This window comes from Metabacillus endolithicus (assembly GCF_023078335.1).
GTDB classification, from domain to species: Bacteria; Bacillota; Bacilli; order Bacillales; family Bacillaceae; genus Metabacillus; species Metabacillus endolithicus.
The window spans coordinates 3,401,553-3,419,899 of the sequence record NZ_CP095550.1 but is presented as its reverse complement, the minus strand read 5'-3'; the positions used below and the strand labels follow the sequence as shown (position 1 = coordinate 3,419,899).

Genomic DNA, 18,347 nt, shown 5'->3' with positions numbered 1-18,347 from the left:
CCTTGGCCGTTCTTCTTTTATTATGCTTTTGTAAACTGCTCTGCTTCCGTTGATCCCTTCAATGCTGTTGTTGAAGATGTTCCACCAGAAATAGTTTGAGCTACCTCATCAAAGTAACCTGTTCCAACCTCGCGCTGATGTCTAGTAGCTGTATATCCATGTACTTCGCTAGAAAATTCATTTTGTTGAAGCTCAGAATAAGCAGCCATTCCACGATCACGATAGCCTCGTGCAAGCTCAAACATGCTGTGATTTAGAGCATGGAAACCTGCAAGTGTAACAAATTGGAACTTATAACCCATTTTTGCAATTTCTTTTTGGAAGTTTGCAATTGTCTCATCATCAAGCTTTTTCTTCCAGTTAAAAGAAGGTGAACAGTTGTAAGCTAATAGTTTTCCAGGGAACTTCTCATGAATAGCATCAGCAAATTTTTGTGCCTGCTCTAAATTAGGCTCAGATGTTTCACACCAGATTAAATCTGCATATGGTGCATATGAAAGTCCTCTGCTAATTGCTTGATCAATTCCGGAACGAGTTCGGAAAAATCCTTCTACTGTGCGCTCACCTGTAATAAACTCATGATCAGCAGGGTCAACGTCACTTGTAATAAGATCTGCTGCATCTGCATCTGTTCGAGCAATAATGATCGTTGGTGTGCCCATAACATCGGCTGCTAAGCGAGCAGAAATAAGATTTTTCACAGCAGTCTGAGTTGGTAATAATACTTTTCCACCTAAATGACCACATTTTTTCTCTGATGATAATTGATCTTCAAAATGAACCCCTGCAGCACCCGATTCAATCATTGATTTCATTAATTCAAAAACATTTAATTGACCGCCAAAGCCAGCCTCTGCATCAGCAACGATCGGAGCAAACCAGTCAATATTTCCTTCTCCTTCAAGATGCTGTATTTGATCAGCACGTTGTAGGGCTTGATTAATACGTTTTACAACGTGTGGAACACTGTTTGCAGGATATAAGCTTTGATCTGGATACATATTACCTGAAAGGTTCGCATCTGCTGCTACCTGCCAACCACTTAAGTAAATTGCTTTTAAAGCCCGCTTTTACTTGCTGTACAGCTTGATTTCCTGTAAGTGCACCAAGCGCATGAATGTAGTCCTCATTGTGAAGATAATTCCAAAGCTTTTCTGCTCCTCGTCTTGCCAACGTATGCTCGATATCGATTGAACCCCTTAAACGAATAACCTCTTCCGCGCTGTAAGGACGTGTAATGCCTTCCCAACGTTTATCTAACTCCCAGCTTTCTTGTAATGCTTCTACTCTTGTTTGACCGTTCATTTTTATTCCCCCATTTTTATAAAAAAATTTTTTTCTTACTTCCCCTTTGTTGTCCTTACTACATTTTGTTTAAAGCTTTTCATAGCTAGGTATTGTTAAGAAATCAATAAACTCATCGCGTTTTACCAGCACATCGAAAACCAAAACCGCTTCTTCAAAATGACCTTTCTGAAAAGCTATTTCCCCCACTGATTCTCTTATCTTTTGAACTTCTTCATCTCTTAATAAATCATAAAGCTCGAATGTTAATTTACGACCATCTTCAAGAATTCCTCGTGGATGGCGAATCCATTGCCATACTTGAGCTCTTGATATCTCCGCTGTTGCGGCATCTTCCATTAAATTATGGATTGGCGCAGCGCCCCTTCCGCTAAGCCATGATGCAATGTAGCGAATTCCAACATCAATGTTTGTTCTTACCCCTTCTTCTGTAATGATTCCATCCGGAACCTCTAACAAATCTTCTGCGGTTACGTTTACATCTTCTCGTTTACGGTGAATCTGATTAGGTGTTTTCATATGTTTATCAAATACATCCTTCGCCACTTGAACAAGTGCAGGATGGGCAACCCATGTACCATCATGGCCGTATGTTGCTTCTCTTTCTTTATCTGCACGAACCTTCTCAAACGCTCGCTCATTAGCTACTGGATTGTTTTTCACTGGAATTTGTGCCGCCATTCCTCCCATTGCATGGGCATTGCGCTTATGACAAGTTTGGATAGCGAGTAAAGAGTATGATCTCATAAAGTGAACAGTCATTGTTACTTGCGCACGATCTGGTAGAATAACAGACTCACAGTTTCTAAGCTTCTTAAGATAACTAAAAATATAATCCCATCTGCCACAATTTAATCCCGCTGAGTGCTCCTTCAGCTCGTAAAGGATTTCATCCATTTCAAAGGCTGCCATGATTGTTTCAATTAATACAGTTGCTTTAATGGTTCCGCGTGAAATATTTAATTCATCTTGTGCAAAACAAAATAAATCATTCCATAATCTTGCTTCAAGATGACTTTCCATTTTAGGTAAATAAAAATAAGGGCCACTTCCGCGTTCAATTAACTCCTTTGCATTATGAAAAAAGAATAACCCAAAATCTACTAAGCTGGCAGACATTCGTTTACCATCAAGCTCTATATGTTTTTCCTCAAGATGCCATCCTCTTGGCCTTATCTTTAAAGTTGCTGTTTCCTCATTCAACTGATACGTCTTACCGCCTTCATTTTCAAAAGAGATTGTTCGACGGACAGCATCTTTGAGATTGATTTGGCCGTTCATCACATTTTCCCAGCTTGGTGATGTTGCATCCTCAAAATCAGCCATAAATACTTTTGCACCTGAGTTCAAAGCGTTAATGACCATCTTTCGATCAACAGGTCCTGTTATTTCTACCCGTCGATCTTGAAGATCCTGTGGTATTGGAGCTACCATCCAATCTCCATTACGAATATGCTCTGTTTCATCTAAGAAACCGGGTAATTTGCCATTATCAATTTCCTTTTGTCTATCCTCTCTTCGTTGTAACAGCTCTCGTCTGCGATCTCCAAAATTTCGTTCTAGCTTTTCAACAAACCTCAACGCCTCAGGTGTTAATACTTGCTGAAATTCTGAAACCATGTTTCCAACAATTTTACAACCAGTCATTTGTGTTGCCATTTTTGAAAAAACACCCCTCTTTTATATTGTTATAATACAGTTTGTTGTAACTAAAACTAATATATAACAGATTAAATAAAAATGGAACAATTTTCTTTAAAAAAATTCAAAAAAGTTTTTGACAAGCTTTCGACTTTCATTGAAACCCTTGATATAACAACAAAAAGGGACTTGGCGTTGTTTTCAACACCAAATCCCTTTTTGTTATAAAACAGTTTCATCCTCATTCTGTTTTTTTATGTTCTTCTAAATATAAAATTCTTTCTAACATCGTAGGATGCGTATATCGGAAAATCTTTACCAATGTTGGAGGATCAACTTGACTTAAATTTCTGCCCTAGATAACTCTTGGAAAGATTGTATAGCAGCCTCATGGTTACCTGTCATTTCTATCGCATACATATCTGCTGACTTTTCCTGATATCTTGCTACTGTATTTGAAAGTGGACTTGAAGCAAAAGTTAACACTCCTAAAAGCAATAAAAATAACGGAAAGGAAGTTAACTCTTTCATTGACCGAATCTTTAAAAATTCACCATTACGCTTGATAAACAGTCTCATTAACTTATCAATTAAAAATAAGCCAACTAAGCTTAATAATAAATAACCTGCAATACCTACATAAATATGATTCATCACGTAATGTCCCATTTCATGAGCCATAATAAATAATATTTCTTCTTCACTTAAGCGAGTTAACGTGGTATCCCACAGTACAATTCTGGAGTTAGAGCCTATTCCAGTAACATAAGCATTTAGTGCATTTGTTTTTTCAGACATATTCACTTCATATACATGCTCAGCAGGAATATCAGCTTGATCAGCTAGCTCTAGTATCTTTTCCTCTAGTTCTTTGTTTTGTAACGGATAGAAATCATTATAAAGCGGATCAATGACTACTGGTTGAAAAAACATAAGAAATAACGAGAAAGGAATTGATAAAAACCATGCGTAAAGCCACCATCTTTTTTCAAAACGTTTAATAAGCCAGTAAAGAACAAGAATGATGACTGTCATCAACAAGTAGTTAACCCAAAAATCAATGAGTTGGTCCTTCATCCAAGCGGAAAAGGATTGCGTTGTAATATGATACATTTTTGATAATTGAAAACCAATCATATCAACAGGAAAGGAGAGAATACTAATAAATAATGATAACCAAAAAAAGTATATAGCTGATTGCAAGCTAAAAATTTTCGAGGTCGCATTTGACCAGTCCTGCATTTTACGAGAAAAACCAGTTATCATGAACACAAATAATAAAAACCATTCAAACGGAATCGTGACAAAGTACAAGAAGTTTCGAATGGTCGAATATTCCTGTGATAGTATCAATTCTCTTCCTGTCATAAAGGTTGCAGGATCAGCTGATGTTCCCTCATATGGGGCCGGCACGCCTGATCCGGAAAAGATAAATAAATACCAGTACACAGCTAATCCATATACAAAATAAAGTAAAATTGATCGCGTTAACCATTTCCTCATCTGCACATTCCCCCTTGAACAAGCTCTTATCTCTAGTGTAGTGCTAAGCTCGTTTCATTAGAACTGAAAAGGGAAGGCTTTTAAGTCTTTGCTCCCTCTCAACCTATGAAAAAAACATGCTATATAAAACAAGGGTACCAATTGAACCCATTACAACAACAATTACATTTGCTCCTGTAAAAGCTATTAGAGTTGCTGCAGCCGCACCTACTAATCCAAAGACTATATCATCACTAATCAGAAAAATCCCTGGAACAATTAAAGCACCTAATGTCGCATATGGTACATTCTTTAATACATTTTGGACAAATACCGGCAATTTTAACTGACCTAAGGCAACTAAAGGAATCATTCTTGGCAAATAGGTTACTAATCCCATCCCAATTATCATCAACAAAATTGTTTTATCCACGTTGTTCCACCTCATTTGTTTGTTTAGAATAGAAAAATTCTACGATTATTGCTGAAAGCAAGGTTGATAAAACAATTGCCCAGCCTGTTGAAATCATTTGAGATGCATAACAAAGTGAATTCAAAATCGCTGCAACCACTGCCAAATACATTACTTTTCGATGCTTCTTAAGTGACGGGATTAATAAGCCAATAAACATGGCATATAACGCAATTCCCATACTTTCTTGAACTGTTGTCGGCAAGCTTGCCCCAATAACATATCCTATTCCTGAGTTAATGACCCAACTTGCATAAGAAATAAGCATAAGTCCAAATAAATATCCAGCATTGACGTTACCATCCCTCGTTGATGCCACCGTAAACGTTTCATCCGTTAATCCAAAGGAATACAGAGCCTTTTTCCACAATGAGTCATTTTCAACCTTCTCACTTAGTGAAGCAGACATTAAAAAATGGCGAATATTAACGATGAATGTTGTGAAAATAATTTCGATAATTCCAGTACCAACAGCTAGTAAACTTAAACATATATATTGTGAAGCACCAGCAAACACAATTAAACTCATTAACACTGTCTCAGAAAGGGAAAGTCCAGTAGATTTTGACAGTAAGCCAAATGTTAAAGCAACAGGTAAATACCCAATCGCAATGCTAATCCCACCTTGTGTTCCTTGAAGAAAATCAGATTGCTTTTTCGCTAAAGTGGTTGTAGACATAATAATACCTCCTTTTATTGCTTATCATGATTTATGAATAATACATTAGTAGATAAAAACTTGTTTTTTGATCCGTAAGATTTGCATACGTATGGGACTGACTTGCCTGAAAACGCATAGAATCCCCTTTTTTTAGAACATATTTCACATCTTGAATGGAGATCGTTGCTTCTCCATCACAAACTAAAATATATTCCTCCACACTTCCATGATGTCTTTCTGATTCATGAACACAACCTGGCATTAATTCAAGAAAATACACCTCAAACTTTTTTGATGAATCAAAAGGAAAATAAGGATATACTTGTAATTGTTCGTCATTTTCTGTTACGGCTGTTTTTTCATGTAGTCTCACAACTGTAACAGTTGGCTCTTTTTCCTCCACTAATGATGAAAATGACACTTGGAGGCCATTTGCAATTTTCCAAAGAGTGTTTACGGTTGGACTTGATTCTCCTTTTTCGATTTGTGACAGCATCCCCTTGCTTACACCAGTTAATTGAGCAAGCTGATCATAGCTATACCCTCTAAGCTTACGTATATTTTTTAGATTCTCCGCAATTTGAGTTTGAATTGAATTCATATATTTCTCCCATTTTTTGTTATTGTTTAATATATTATACAATCGTATCGTATAACAAACAATGATTACTTTCTTTTTTCTCCTTTTATTTCCTTTTAACCTTACATCATGTACATTGAGTATAAATAAACTAATGCAAAGGAGAGAAACATGAAAGCATCTTCTCCCAAACTACTCATTCAAAATGGATCACTTTATCTAGAAGATCAAATAATAGAGAATGGTTATTTAAAAATAAAGAATCAATACATAGATGAAATAGGTCAATCCTCTGAGTTAGCAGATAGAGAAGGGTATGAGATAATAACGGTACCTAAGGATTATAAAATCATCCCTGGTATGATCGATCTTCATATTCACGGACTAAATGGCGCAGATACAATGGATGCAACAAAAGACGCATTAGACGTGATCTCATCTACTCTACCAATGGAAGGAACAACAAGTTTTCTTCCTACCACAATGACAGAGGACCCCAGGGCAATTGAGAGGTCTTTAATACATACAGGAACTTATATAAATGCAAACTGTAGCCATGGAAAAGCAGAACCTTTAGGCATTCACTTAGAAGGACCTTTTATTAGTAAAGATCGGGTTGGTGCACAACCTGTGGATCATGTTCAACCTATAAATCTACACACATTTAAAAAGTGGGAGTCTTTATCAAATCATACGATCAAGCTGGTTACTCTCGCTCCTGAACTTCCAGACGGATTTGAATTTATAAACTACTTAAAGAATCAAAGGATTATTTCATCGGTAGCCCACTCACAAGCAACATATGATCAAGTACTTTGTGCGATTGAAGCCGGACTAAACCATGTAACACATCTTTTCAATCAAATGACAGGGCTCCATCATCGTGAACCAGGTATTGTAGGAGCAGCCTTTTTGCAGGAAGAACTTATGGTTGAATTGATTGCAGATGGCATTCACGTTCGACCTGAAATGGTCAAGCTTGCTTACCAACAAATTACAGAAAATCGCTTAATCTTAATTACAGATTCAATGAGAGCAAAATGGCTTAATGATGGTCAGTATGAATTAGGTGGACAAATTGTTACTGTAAAAGCTGGTAAAGCACTACTCAGAGATCATGTACTGGCTGGCAGTGTATTAAAAATGATAGATGCTTTTAAAAACATTCAACTTTTCACTGGATGCAGCATTCAAGCAGCTATAAAAATGGCTTCTGAAAACCCTGCAAAACAGTTGGGCTTGTTTGATAGAAAAGGAAGTCTAGCCGTTGGCAAAGATGCAGATATTGTTATTCTTGATGATAAAATGAACGTATATTTAACCATCTGTAATGGGGAAATCGCTTATACAAGAGATGGAAGTTATTAATAAGCTACAGGGAAATTAGTTTTAGGAGGTGTTGTCTATGAAAGTAATTGAGGTAATCAGTTATGATGAAATGAGTGAACTTGCTGCTCGTTATTTCTTAACAAAAATAACAACATATCCTAGACTAACCCTAGGACTGGCAACCGGTAGCTCCCCCAAAGGTATTTATCAATACCTTGTACATGATTATGATAAAAATCGAACAGATTACTCTCATATAACTACATTTAATTTAGACGAATACATCGGGTTATCTAAAGATCACCAAAATAGTTATTATCAATACATGCATGACAATCTGTTTCATCATGTTAACATCCCACCGAAACAAATTCATATTCCATCAGGCATCAACGATAACAATCAAGCTGAATGTGAAGTATATGAGGAAAAAATCAATGCAATCGGGGGCATTGATTTACAACTTTTAGGCATAGGAGCAAATGGGCATATCGGCTTTAATGAACCCGGTACTCCCTTTTATTCTAAAACACATGTTGTGAACCTTACAGCCTCCACTCGAGAAGCAAACATGCGGTTTTTTAACAATATATGTGAAGTACCTTCGCAAGCCATTACGATGGGGATTCAAACGATCTTTAATAGCAAGGAAATTATCCTACTAGCATCAGGTCAGACAAAGCAACATGCAATGGTACAACTTCTTAGCGGTGAAGTTTCAGAAAGCTTCCCAGCTTCTATATTAAACAAACATCCAAATATTACGGTTATTGCTGACGAAGAGGCGTTGTTGCTCGCTAAGGAGATCGGGTTAAGATAAAAACAAAAGGTACATGCCCCGACATTGGGACATGTACCTTTTTAGATAAGTAAAGCTTTATCAGATAATGAGCTATCTGATTTAATTTTTGAGAACTCTTCTAATAATGAATTTACCGTTAATCCTTGTTTTTGATTTCCCTCAGCCTGAAAAACAATTTGTCCCTTATCCATCATGATCAGTCGATTTCCAAGGTCTACAGCCTGTTGCATATTATGGGTAATCATTAACGTCGTTAAATTCCCTTTTTCAACAAGCTTCTTCGTTAAGTTCGTAATTAACTCTGCTCTTGAAGGATCGAGTGCAGCTGTGTGCTCATCAAGCAAAAGAATATCAGGCTTTGTAAATGTGGCCATTAATAGAGATAAAGCCTGACGTTCTCCACCAGAAAGTAATCCAACTTTAGCAGACAAACGATTTTCAAGACCAAGACCTAACATTTCTAACTGCTCTTTAAAAAACACACGTCGTTTCGCTGTAACACCCGGCTTTAGGCTTCGTTTATGAACTCTGGAATAAGCAATTGCTAGGTTTTCTTCAATCGTTAAAGTTGGCGCTGTTCCCGCCATCGGATCTTGGAAAACCCGCCCAATATATCGTGAGCGTTTGTACTCTCTTACATCAAGCATGGATCTGTCCTTAATTTGAACATCACCATCATCTGGAGTGATTCGTCCGGCAATAACATTTAATAGCGTAGACTTACCTGCACCATTACTTCCAATAACCGTAACAAAGTCTCCTTCTTCTAAAGACAACGATAAATGGTTTAAGGCGATTTTCTCATCAAGGGATCCTTCATTGAAAACTTTATATATTTGCTTTAGTTGTAGCAATGTTCGCACCCCGCTTTCTTCGTAAGCTTTTCTTCCGTTTATCTTTTTGCTTATCAATGATTTGCGGAATAACAAGTGCTCCTATAACAATACATGCTGTAATCAGCTTCATATCTCCTGTTTCGAAAAAGTTTACTCGAAGTGCCATCGCAACAATAATTCGATAGACAATTGCTCCGATAATAACGGCTATCGTTGCACGAACAATTGTTTTTGTACCAACTAATGCCTCACCAATAATAACAGATGCTAAACCAATGATAATCATCCCTATACCCATACCAACATCGCTAAAGCCATTATACTGAGCAATAAATGCGCCGGAAAATGCTACAAGTGCATTCGATAAACCAAGTCCTACAATTTTGAGCATATCTGTATTTGCAGAAAAGCTCGTAATCATATTTTGATTATCACCAACAGCTCTAATCGCTAGACCAAGCTCTGTTTTCAGGAAATAGTCTAAAAGGTATTTAATTACTAAAATCATGATTAACATCGTAATAACAACTGACCATGTTTTCGGAACAAACCCCTCCAGGCCAATTGAAATAAAAAGACTTTTAAGGCCAGCATCAATCCCAAGCTTGTTCCAGCCTTCTAAAAGTTGTGTAAAAACAGTTTCTTCCTGTAGTAACGGAACATTTGATTTTCCCATAATTCTAAGATTAATAGAATACAAGGCGATCATCATTAATATTCCCGATAGAAGAGGATTAATATTTCCCTTAGTGTGCAGCACCCCTGTGATGCAGCCAGCCAGAAATCCTACAACCAATGCGACTAATGTGGCCAGGAAAGGATTCACACCGTTAACAATTAATACGGCACTCACTGCTGCGCCAGTTACAAAGCTGCCGTCTACTGTTAAATCAGGAAAGTCTAATATTCTAAATGATAAGTATACTCCAAGAGCCATAATCGCATAAATTAAGCCTGACTCTACTGATCCAAATAGGGTACGTAAACATAATTTCTCACCTTTATTCAAGAATTTCTGCTTCTTCTTTCCATTCCTCTTTTATTTCAATTCCCATATCCTCAGCTGATTTTGCATTGATTTGCAGTTTAAGTTTTTGAGGATATTGTACTGGAATTTCACTTGCTTTTTTCTCACCATTTAAAATACTAACTGCCATTTCCCCTGCTTCAAAGCCAATATCATAATAGTCAAAACCATAGGCAGCAAAGCCACCACGTGCAACTGAATCAAGCTCACCAACAAATAATGGAATATCATTATCACTAGCAACACCAATTACACTTTCTAATGCAGAAACTACTGTGTTATCTGTGATAACATATAAAGAATCAACTTTACCAACTAAAGATTCTGTTGCTTGTTTTACTTCTGCTGATGTTGATACAGAAGCTTCAACAACCTCTAAATCTGTACCTTCCATTGCTTTCTTAACAAGATCAATTTGAGCAACAGAGTTCTGTTCTCCAGAGTTATAGATCATCCCAACTTTAGTGCCTTCAATGTTCTCATCAATAAACTTCACTGTATTAGGAATCGCATCCGGATGTGTATCTGTTGTTCCTGTTATGTTTGCACCAGGTTCTTCAAAGCTTTTTACTAAGCCGCCTCCAACTGGATCTGTTACAGAAGTAAAGATAATTGGAATATCTGTTGTTGCATTTAAAGCACTCTGAGCGCTTGGTGTTGAGTTAGCGAATATTAAGTCAACTCCATCACCAACAAAGTTATTAGCAATCGTTTGGCTATTATTTTGATCTCCTTGTGCAATTTGAACATCATATTCAACTTCCAAGCCTTTTTCTTTTAATGCTGCTTTAAATCCTTCTAATGCTGCATCAAGTGATGGATGTTCAACGATTTGGTTTACACCAATTGTATAGGTCTTTTCTCCGCTACCAGCATCTGAACCAGAGTCTCCGCTGCTACTTTCAGACGTTCCTTCACTACCTCCACAACCTGATAATGCTAGAAAGCTAGCAAGCATTAAACCTGTACCCATTTTCCAACCTTTTTTCATTCAAAAGTCCCCCTTTAATTCTTATACCCTTTTATGCTTTTATGCTTTTATTGATTAAATTATACAGTAGAAATCAAATAGTTCAATATTTTTTGAAAATTTAATAATGTTTTTTTCTATTTTTCACCCTACACTTCCTCACTTTAAAGCGAAAAAACACAGATATCATAAGGATATCTGTGTTTTTGTTAATGAAAAAAATACCATTCATTTCATTCTAGCAAAATACTATTTTTGTAAAACTTGATCTTTTAGAGCTCTCCTTAATATCTTCCCAGTTGTATTCTTTGGTAGCTCTTCTAAGAATTCAATTGAACTAGGTACTTTGTACTTAGCAAGGTGCTGTTTACAGTACTCTAAAAGGTCATCCTCTGTCATTTTGTCATCCTTAACGACGACAAAGCATTTGACTGCTTCGCCGAAATTTGGATCAGGCACACCTAATACAGCAACCTCTACAACTTCTTCATGATTATAAAGTACCTCTTCCACTTCACGTGGATATACATTATAACCACCTACAATAATCATATCTTTCTTCCGATCAACAATATAGAAATACCCTTCTTCATCCTGTCTTGCCAAATCACCTGTATATAGCCAACCGTCTCGTAATGTATGTGCCGTTTCTTCTGGCATTTTATAATAAATTTCTTCATAACATTAGGACCCCTAACGATAAGCTCTCCTACATGATTTGGTGGTAATTCCTCTCCAAGCTCATTTACAACCTTATTTTCAACGTTCACAATATTTGTACCAATTGAACCAGCCTTTCTTGGGCGGTCAAGTGGATTAAAGCAAGTAACCGGAGAAGCTTCAGATAAACCATAACCCTCAGAAACAATGACTTTGAACTTTTGTTCAAATCCTTTCAATAATGCTACAGGCATTGATGCCCCACCTGAGATACAAATGCGCAAAGACTTTAAATCATCAGGCTGTGCTTTGTCATACTGAAGTAAGAAGTTATACATAGTTGGAACTCCAGCAAAAACTGTTGCCTGATAGCTCTTAACCAATTCAAAAGCAATTTCAGGACTGAATCTCGGAACAATAAGTAATGTGGCTCCATTCATTAAAGGTGCATTTAAAGAAACTGTTAAGCAAAATACATGAAACATCGGCAATGTTGTCACAACAATATCATCACTTGTAATCTTTAAATAATTTGCCGTATCAATTGCATTGCTATATAAGTTTTTATGCGTCAACATCGCACCCTTTGGTTTACCAGTTGTACCAGACGTATAGAGAATAACAGCAACATCATCATCTGATAACTCTGGACCAACAAAGCTCGGGTTACCTGTTGAAAGCATTTTTGTAAACCCTTTCATTTTTGTGTAAATAGATAGCTTCGTTACATCTACATCGGTTTTGCTATCAGTAGGTGGTGTTTCACACGTAATAATGTGTTCAAGCTTCGGCAGCTTTTCATTCATTTTTTCAAATAACGGTATTAACAAATCTAACGTAATGACTGACTTAACATCTCCGTTATTAACAATATAAGCAATTTCATCAGGTGTGTAGATAGGATTGATCGGAATAACGGTTGCTCCAGCTCTTAAAGCTCCGTATAAAGAGATAACAAAATAAGGTGAATTCCCTAATACAACTGCGACATGATCCCCTTTGTTTATTCCCATGTCTGTTAAGCTGCTTGCAAATTGATTAATTGCTCCCTCTAACTGCAAATAAGAAGTTTCATTACCTTCAAAAATAAATGCCGGCTTTGTTCCATGTTCTTTTACAGTTTCTGAAAACCGTAAAGATAAATTCATTCTCCCACCCCTTTAAAAATGAATGAACAACCATTCATTTTGTATTTTTAAAAATACTCCCTTGCTATCCATGAGACAACGGCTACACTAGAATATTCGTTTTTTCATATAGGCTTTATAAATTACTCATATCGCCAACTTTATAAATATTCTATCTTTATTATATTGAAAGAAGAAAAATTATACAATCACATGGAATGGATTTCATATTATATTTTACAGTTTTATAGGAATTTCTTTGAAGCAATTATAGTGATTTCCAATTAACTTAAGCCGAATTTTTTACCTGTATTCATTTTGAAGTTAAAATATTTTTACAGATAAAGGGTCACTAGTAAGTAGTAACCCTTTACTAACAATTAATTTTCAGACCACTCTTGGCAAGAAGTACTTTACCTGAGAAGATCTTCCCCGCATCTCTTTTTAAATCATTATGATCTCCAAAATGAGGTAAATGAGTAATAAGAAGTTGGTTCACTCCTGCTTTTTGAGCAATTTCTCCAACTTCCCGACTATTCATATGCCCCATCTTCGCACCATCTTGATGTGAATAAAGACTGCACTCAGCGATAAGGAGATCAGCTTTATTTGAAAACGGTATAAACTCATGCTTATAGCTAGAATCTGCCGTATAAATGACCGTTGACTTATGATCTGTTATTTTCATTGCAAAGCATGGTGCCGGATGAGATGTTTCTAAAAAAGAGATAGTAAAGGGCCCAACCGAAACCACTTGATCTGATGTATACTCGATACCTTTAGTTGCATCTTTATATGTTAGCTTCTGAAAGCCTTCATCATCTAACTTATGACCATAAATTGGCAGCGTTTTTCCTTTTCCATTAAGGATCGTTGTAACATAGCGAGCATATTGCAGGGGACCAACATCAGCGATATGATCGTGATGATAGTGGGATAAAATGACGGCATCCAATTCATCAATTGCTAAGTACTCTTGTAGTTTTGATAGCACAGCACTCCCACAATCCACCAGTAGTTTAAATCCATTTGACTCCACTAAATATCCTGATGTAGCTTCATTTGCTTTGGGAAAACCACCCCAAAAGCCAACAACTGTTACTTCCATCTCTAATCCCCCTACTTATTGATCTTTCCATTATAAACCAGTATTAGGATTCATAAAATCGAAATACTTTATACCAAAAATTGGCTAACACCTATTTTTAGTTAGTAAAACTCTTACAAATCAACAACTTTTACCTATTCACTCGAAAATTGTTACAAAACAGTTGTTGACACTTTTTAAACTGTTATAATACAATGAGTGTAACAAATCAAACGGAGGGGATTCCAAATGATCATGAAAATAACTGAATTTTTCAGAAACTTACCTAAAAAACAATGTAAAGAATGTGGCAACGAAATTGAAGAACAACATGAGTGCTATGGTAACACTTGCAATGAATGCTTACATGTTACTGAAATCTAAATCGTTTACTTGCGCCTAATCTGTTCAATAACAGCTTTATATTTTCACATCTGATACAGAACAAAAAAAGAAACTAAGGACTCTACACCTTAGTTTCTTTTTCATGCATAAAAATAAAAAAGAAGAAGGTTAGGATCTCCTTCTTCTTTAAGATGTCGCAACTAGATTTCTATTGTTTAATAATGATTGTCGAAATACTAGTTTTGAAGAGAATTCATGGTTCTCAAAAACACGGAATTGTTTTTTATGTATTTTTTCGCAAATGACTTCAATTGATTTTTTAGCCATGATCTCTACTGGTTGTATAACCGTTGCAATCATTGGATCAATTAATTTTGTCATTGTCATATGGTCATATCCAACAACCGTCAAATCTCCAGGAATATTCCAGCCTAACTTCTTAGCCTCAGAGATAATGCCCGCTGCCACAGCATCTTCACCAGCAATTAATGCAGTTGGTGCAGCCTTCATATTTTCAAGCTTTCGAAAAATCTGCTGACCATCACCCACTGTGGAAACCCTTTCAAAAAAGTACTGATCATAATCATGTATATCTGCTTCTTGTAAAGCAGACATAAATCCTTCCAGTCTCGACTGTGTTCCTTTTCTACTCATTCCACTAGAACAGTACGCAATACGTGTATGACCCCTTTCAAGCAGATACTTTGCAACCATGTAGCCACTTTCTGCCTGATTTATATACACCATAGGTACTTGAGCACAATCTACATTTTCATTACAAAGAATGACCGGACCGAAGTTCAAATAAGTGTCAATAACTGACCAATCATTTTCAACTGATGTCATAATGACCCCATCTACCTGCTTGGTTTTCAGGAGGTTTAAATAACGGCATTCTTTTTGTTTTGAAAATTGTGTCTGGCAAATAATTAATTGATACCCTTTAGAAGAAGCTTCCATCTCTAAGATTTCAATCAATTGACTAAAAAACGGATCTGATATTCTAGGTATCAAAACCGCAATAATCCCGGTTTTTTGATTTCTTAAGCTTCTTGCAGCAGAATTCGGAACATACCCCAATTGTTCCATTGCTTTTTGTACAAGCTTCTTTTTCTCATCAGAAACATACGGATGATCATTTAAGACTCGAGATACAGTTGTCCTAGATAAACCCGCTAGTTTCGCGACATCTTCAATGGTAGACAAATTTCTCCCTCCCCATAGGCTCTATGTTGCCCACCTTGTTTGACCTTTGGAAACGTTTTCAGTTTTAATTATATGAAAATATTATTTATTATTCAATCTTTTTTTCAAAATTGTTCCTATTTTTCATAGATAATAGGATGTTACTTTATAAAGGGGCTATAGATTTAGACCGTTCCATTACGCTACAGACACTTGCTTTCCGCGGGGAGGAAGCTGAGCCTCCTCGACATCGCCTGCGGGGTCTCACCCTTTCCTCTACCTCCCGCAGGAGTCAAGTGTCTTCCGCTCCATTTCACTAGTCGTTTTAAAATATGATTATAATGCTTCAATTTTCACTAATGCAATCACCTATTACAAAAACAAGAATAAAGCCCAATGACTCTATTCTTGTTGATTATTAGATAGATACACAGCTACTTAGCCGTAACAAATTGGCTGACTGAGTGTTGTAGTTCTTCGTTTTGTTCTTTCATTGTTTTTATTTTTTCTACCATATCAAAGGAAAGTTCTAGGTTGGTTTTCATATTTTGATAGACTTGTTCCATTCGGCCAGTCATTTTCTTAAAGCTGTCTTGTTGTTCATATCTTCTTCCTTGGATCGTTACTGTATCTTGATTAACTCGTTCTAATGTAACAAGAAAGCTGTTCATAAAATGACTCACCTGGTAGACTTTTTCATCAATCGTATTAAATCGTTTTGGCATTTTGGATAATTCCGTGCTAAGTAGGTCTATTTTTTTAGAAAGCTCTATTACCTCTGAAAAACCGGCAGTGGTTTCTCGTGTTGTTTGCTGAATCATCTTTCGAATATCTTCAGTAGAACTTTTAGATTTTAGAGCAAGCTTTTTAATCTCATTCGCTACTATTGTAAAGCCCCGTCCTGATTCCCCAGCTCTTGCTGCTTCAATGCTAGCGTTGAGGGACAATAAGTTTATTTGTTCAGAAACATCCGTAATAATGTCTATCATCTGCCCACTTTCATTAGCATAGTTGGTAATCTTAGAGATATTTTCATTAAACAATGTCATCTTTTGATGCACATCTTCATTGAGCTCTCCTACGTTATGAACAAAGCTTGAAATGTCCGATATTTCCTTTTGAATCCAATTTAATTGATTTCCAATTTGTTCAATCGACGAGAATGCCTGCTGAATCTCTGCAATAACTTGATTTTCGACTTCAATTTCTTTCTCCAACCACTTTTCTGATTGTGTCACGTATGAATAAGTTTCATCTATTTCAGTCATTTGAAGACTGGCACTCTGTTTTGAATCCTCACTTAGGGATAATACATTGTCTGTTGTGGAAAGCACATTAGCTGTTTGTGTTTTTACTTGATGGACAAGATCGTTTAACGTTGATAGCACAGTATTAAAAGCTTCATTAAGCTCGGCCATATCCTCTCCAGCCTCGTAGTGGATTTTTTTCGTTAAATCACCCTTCGCGGCAGCAATCTCATTCATTGCGACAATTGTGTCTAATACAGATATTGAAGCACCATGCTCACTAACGTTTAAGCCTGCTTCTTCTTCTTCTTTTTCTACTCTTATTTTCATTGTAAATTTCATGATTCCATATATGATTAACCCCATCCCAAAAGCCCAGACAAAAGCTGTTCCTATCCCCAACAGTTGAACACCAATTTGTTCTATTCTAGTTTCACGCACAAGACTTTCAAGTGGTGCAAATAAAGCTAAAGCCAGCGTTCCCCATGCTCCACACACACCATGAACAGCAATCGCTCCAATTGCATCATCAATCTTAAAGACAGAGTCTATTAATCTTAAAGAGAAAATAACTAGTATTCCACCAATTGCCCCGCTTATCAAAGCAAACTCTGGAGTTAATATATTAGCACCTGCCGTTACAGAAACAAGACCTGCGAGAATTCCGTTTAATATATCCTCTACGCGAGGTCTTTTATCAAGCACCCAACTAATGATTAATGCAGCTGTTCCACCGCTTACGGCACCGAAATGAGTGTTTAAAGATATTACTGCAATACTTACATCTGCTATTCCGGTAGATCCTGCATTAAACCCAAACCAACCAAGCCATAAAATAAATACACCAGTTACAGCTAAAACTGCATTCGACATAGCGAATTTTTGAGTTTCACCAGTAAAAGTATATTTTCCAATTCGAGGTCCTACGATAATCGTAGCTGCCAAAGCAACCCAGCCCCCAATGGAATGGACAACAGTTGAACCAGCGAAATCTATAAAACCTAGTGCCTCAAGCCACCCTTGATCTTCTCCACTCCATAAGCTTCCCCAAGCCCAATGACCGAAGATTGGATAAATGATTGCACTTATCATAATAGTTCCGATAATATATGCTCCAAACTTCACTCGTTCAGCAATTGCGCCGGAAACGATCGTCGCAGCTGTTCCAGCAAAAACAATTTGAAATAATAAAAATGCCCAATTATAAGGATCTTCTTCAAGGCCTCGTAAAAAAAATCCATCTAGTCCTATCCATCCAGAAGATGAACTGCCAAACATTAATGCAAAACCAACCAAGGCAAACACAATTGTTGTAATGAGTAAATCAATGACATTCTTCATTGCTACATTAATGGAATTTTTCGCTCTTACCAACCCAGCCTCAAGCAAAGTGAAGCCAGCCTGCATAAAAAAGACTAGAAAGGTCGCAATAACAATCCATAAAACATTCATATTTAATTCGATCGTCTCCATTTTCTACCTCCAAATGATAATAATAGTTACATATGATGTTATATTTTATAACATTCTAGGCAAAAAGGGGGAATTTTCTGAAAAAAATATATGAATTTGTTTTATTTTGTCATTTTTC

At 36.5% G+C, this 18,347-nt stretch carries 13 protein-coding genes and 3 pseudogenes; 3 read left to right on the top strand and 13 right to left on the bottom strand.

What is annotated here, in order from left to right:
* Nucleotides 1-20: 20 nt before the first annotated feature.
* The 6 genes and pseudogenes from aceA to MVE64_RS17605 form a co-directional block, all read right to left on the bottom strand.
* Nucleotides 21-1,305, bottom strand: a pseudogene (gene aceA, locus MVE64_RS17630) (isocitrate lyase).
* A 69-nt stretch (nucleotides 1,306-1,374) separates the two neighbouring features.
* Nucleotides 1,375-2,964 carry a malate synthase A gene (gene aceB / locus MVE64_RS17625; protein ID WP_281730378.1) on the bottom strand — a complete coding sequence of 530 codons (1,590 nt, stop codon included), beginning with the start codon at nucleotides 2,962-2,964 and terminating at the stop codon, nucleotides 1,375-1,377.
* A 223-nt stretch (nucleotides 2,965-3,187) separates the two neighbouring features.
* Nucleotides 3,188-4,449: pseudogene (locus MVE64_RS17620) on the bottom strand (M48 family metallopeptidase).
* A gap of 103 nt (nucleotides 4,450-4,552) precedes the next feature.
* On the bottom strand, nucleotides 4,553-4,861 hold the full coding sequence (locus MVE64_RS17615; protein ID WP_098794861.1) for an AzlD domain-containing protein: 309 nt from the start codon (nucleotides 4,859-4,861) through the stop codon (nucleotides 4,553-4,555).
* Nucleotides 4,854-5,579, bottom strand: coding sequence for an AzlC family ABC transporter permease (locus MVE64_RS17610; RefSeq protein ID WP_121664658.1), 726 nt, complete (start codon nucleotides 5,577-5,579; stop codon nucleotides 4,854-4,856). The genes MVE64_RS17615 and MVE64_RS17610 overlap by 8 nt, the downstream gene beginning before the upstream one ends.
* 31 nt (nucleotides 5,580-5,610) lie before the next feature.
* A complete protein-coding gene (locus MVE64_RS17605; protein WP_098794863.1) occupies nucleotides 5,611-6,162 on the bottom strand; it encodes a helix-turn-helix domain-containing protein in 552 nt (183 codons plus the stop codon).
* A gap of 150 nt (nucleotides 6,163-6,312) precedes the next feature.
* Between MVE64_RS17605 and nagA the strand changes: the two genes are divergently transcribed.
* Entirely contained in the window at nucleotides 6,313-7,509 is a 1,197-nt protein-coding gene (gene nagA, locus MVE64_RS17600) for an N-acetylglucosamine-6-phosphate deacetylase (protein ID WP_247339906.1), read from the top strand.
* Nucleotides 7,510-7,546: 37 nt separating this feature from the next.
* Nucleotides 7,547-8,290: a glucosamine-6-phosphate deaminase gene (nagB, locus tag MVE64_RS17595; RefSeq protein WP_247339902.1), complete on the top strand. Its 744-nt coding sequence runs from the start codon at nucleotides 7,547-7,549 to the stop codon at nucleotides 8,288-8,290.
* Nucleotides 8,291-8,331: 41 nt separating this feature from the next.
* Here nagB and MVE64_RS17590 read toward each other — a convergent pair whose 3' ends face one another.
* The 5 genes and pseudogenes from MVE64_RS17590 to MVE64_RS17570 form a co-directional block, all read right to left on the bottom strand.
* Nucleotides 8,332-9,126 carry an ABC transporter ATP-binding protein gene (locus tag MVE64_RS17590; protein ID WP_098794865.1) on the bottom strand — a complete coding sequence of 265 codons (795 nt, stop codon included), beginning with the start codon at nucleotides 9,124-9,126 and terminating at the stop codon, nucleotides 8,332-8,334.
* Entirely contained in the window at nucleotides 9,101-10,117 is a 1,017-nt protein-coding gene (locus MVE64_RS17585) for an ABC transporter permease (protein ID WP_281730377.1), read from the bottom strand. The genes MVE64_RS17590 and MVE64_RS17585 overlap by 26 nt, the downstream gene beginning before the upstream one ends.
* Complete coding sequence (locus tag MVE64_RS17580; RefSeq protein ID WP_247339900.1) at nucleotides 10,110-11,126, bottom strand: ABC transporter substrate-binding protein; 1,017 nt, start codon at nucleotides 11,124-11,126, stop codon at nucleotides 10,110-10,112. The genes MVE64_RS17585 and MVE64_RS17580 overlap by 8 nt, the downstream gene beginning before the upstream one ends.
* Nucleotides 11,127-11,354: 228 nt before the next feature.
* Nucleotides 11,355-12,913, bottom strand: a pseudogene (locus MVE64_RS17575) (fatty acid--CoA ligase family protein).
* A gap of 352 nt (nucleotides 12,914-13,265) precedes the next feature.
* Entirely contained in the window at nucleotides 13,266-14,000 is a 735-nt protein-coding gene (locus MVE64_RS17570) for an MBL fold metallo-hydrolase (protein WP_247339899.1), read from the bottom strand.
* A 228-nt stretch (nucleotides 14,001-14,228) separates the two neighbouring features.
* On the opposite strand from MVE64_RS17570, the gene yhfH reads away from it, so the two are divergent.
* Nucleotides 14,229-14,363 (top strand): protein YhfH, encoded by a 135-nt coding sequence (gene yhfH / locus MVE64_RS17565; protein WP_098794870.1) that lies wholly within the window; start codon nucleotides 14,229-14,231, stop codon nucleotides 14,361-14,363.
* A gap of 147 nt (nucleotides 14,364-14,510) precedes the next feature.
* On the opposite strand, the gene MVE64_RS17560 is transcribed toward yhfH, so the two are convergent.
* Nucleotides 14,511-15,530, bottom strand: a complete 1,020-nt coding sequence (locus MVE64_RS17560) for a LacI family DNA-binding transcriptional regulator (RefSeq protein ID WP_247339898.1) — start codon at nucleotides 15,528-15,530, stop codon at nucleotides 14,511-14,513.
* Nucleotides 15,531-15,943: 413 nt separating this feature from the next.
* A complete protein-coding gene (gene amt, locus MVE64_RS17555) occupies nucleotides 15,944-18,229 on the bottom strand; it encodes an ammonium transporter (RefSeq protein ID WP_247339896.1) in 2,286 nt (761 codons plus the stop codon).
* Nucleotides 18,230-18,347: the final 118 nt, after the last annotated feature.

Bases quoted from the DNA above. Each gene is read 5' to 3' on its own strand.
- aceB (WP_281730378.1), bottom strand. From the start codon at position 2,964: ATGGCAACACAAATGACTGGTTGTAAAATTGTTGGAAACATGGTTTCA.
- MVE64_RS17610 (WP_121664658.1), bottom strand. From the start codon at position 5,579: ATGTCTACAACCACTTTAGCGAAAAAGCAATCTGATTTTCTTCAAGGA.
- MVE64_RS17605 (WP_098794863.1), bottom strand. From the start codon at position 6,162: ATGAATTCAATTCAAACTCAAATTGCGGAGAATCTAAAAAATATACGT.
- nagA (WP_247339906.1), top strand. From the start codon at position 6,313: ATGAAAGCATCTTCTCCCAAACTACTCATTCAAAATGGATCACTTTAT.
- nagB (WP_247339902.1), top strand. From the start codon at position 7,547: ATGAAAGTAATTGAGGTAATCAGTTATGATGAAATGAGTGAACTTGCT.
- MVE64_RS17580 (WP_247339900.1), bottom strand. From the start codon at position 11,126: ATGAAAAAAGGTTGGAAAATGGGTACAGGTTTAATGCTTGCTAGCTTT.
- MVE64_RS17570 (WP_247339899.1), bottom strand. From the start codon at position 14,000: ATGGAAGTAACAGTTGTTGGCTTTTGGGGTGGTTTTCCCAAAGCAAAT.
- yhfH (WP_098794870.1), top strand. From the start codon at position 14,229: ATGATCATGAAAATAACTGAATTTTTCAGAAACTTACCTAAAAAACAA.
- amt (WP_247339896.1), bottom strand. From the start codon at position 18,229: ATGGAGACGATCGAATTAAATATGAATGTTTTATGGATTGTTATTGCG.